The 1,117-nt window shown below is 59.4% G+C and carries 1 protein-coding gene; it reads left to right on the top strand.

Annotated elements, in window-relative coordinates; genetic code table 11:
- Positions 1–1,117 (top strand): Tn3 family transposase (locus HKD27_RS16215; protein WP_194690221.1); only part of this gene is annotated, 1,117 nt, incomplete at both ends.

The raw sequence follows: 1,117 nt of genomic DNA, 5'->3' as shown, positions 1-1,117 counted from the left end.
GCCGTTTCGCAAGGAATGGCAGAAGATCGTTATCGATCAGGATGACAAGCCCAACCGGCGTCTGTGGGAAATCGCGACGCTCGCGCATTTGCGCAACAAGCTGCGTTCCGGTGATGTGTGGATCGAGCGGTCGGCCAATTATCGTCGCTTCGACAGCTACATGCTCAGTACGGAGCAGGCAAAACCGTTCATTGCCGAACTTGACCTTCCCCTGTCGGCGGATGAATGGCTGGATCAGCGCGCTCGCGAATTGGATAAACGCCTGAAGAAGTTTGCGCAAAGCCTGAAACGCGACGCTTTGCAAGGCGTACGATTCCGAGACGGGCACCTCCAGATATCGCCGATACGCGCAACAACGCCTCCCAAGGCGGAAGACCTGGCGCAACAGCTCAACGCCCTGATGCCGCCAATCCGCATCACGGAGCTGCTGCACGAGGTGGCGCAGGCCACCGGTTTTTTGAACGCCTTTACCAACCTGCGCACGGGCGAAGCCTGCCCCCACGAGAACGCGTTGCTTGCTGCCATTCTGGCGGACGCTACCAATCTGGGGCTGTCACGCATGGCTGCCGCGAGTCACGGCGTTACCCGTGATCAGCTCTTCTGGACCCACGACGCTTACGTCCGCGACGAAAATTACCGCAAGGCGCTGGCTATCCTCATCGACTCTCACCATCGTCTGCCATTTTCCCGCATCTGGGGTGAGGGTTCGAGTTCAAGCTCCGATGGACAGTTCTTTCGCGGGGCCAAGCGCGGTGCCTCAGGCGGAGACGTCAATGCCCGCTATGGCGTCGACCATGGGTTCAGCTTTTACACGCATGTGTCTGATCAGCGCGCCCCATACCATGTGAAGGTCATCTCGGCTGCGACACACGAAGCGCCATACGTGCTCGACGGCCTGACCAATCATGGAACGGGGCTTAAAATCACCGAGCATTATACCGACACGGGTGGTGCCACCGACCATGTCTTCGCGCTCTGCGCCCTGTTGGGTTTTCGCTTTTGCCCACGCCTGCGCGACTTTCCGGATAGACGCCTGGCGTCCATCGCACCGGCCAGTTCCTATCCCTCCATCAGCCCGCTGCTTGGCAAAACCATCCGCACCGACATCATTCGGGAA

Source organism: Gluconobacter sp. R75690 (genome assembly GCF_015244525.1).
Lineage (GTDB): Bacteria > Pseudomonadota > Alphaproteobacteria > Acetobacterales > Acetobacteraceae > Gluconobacter > Gluconobacter potus.
This window is presented reverse-complemented; position numbering and strand designations above follow the sequence as displayed.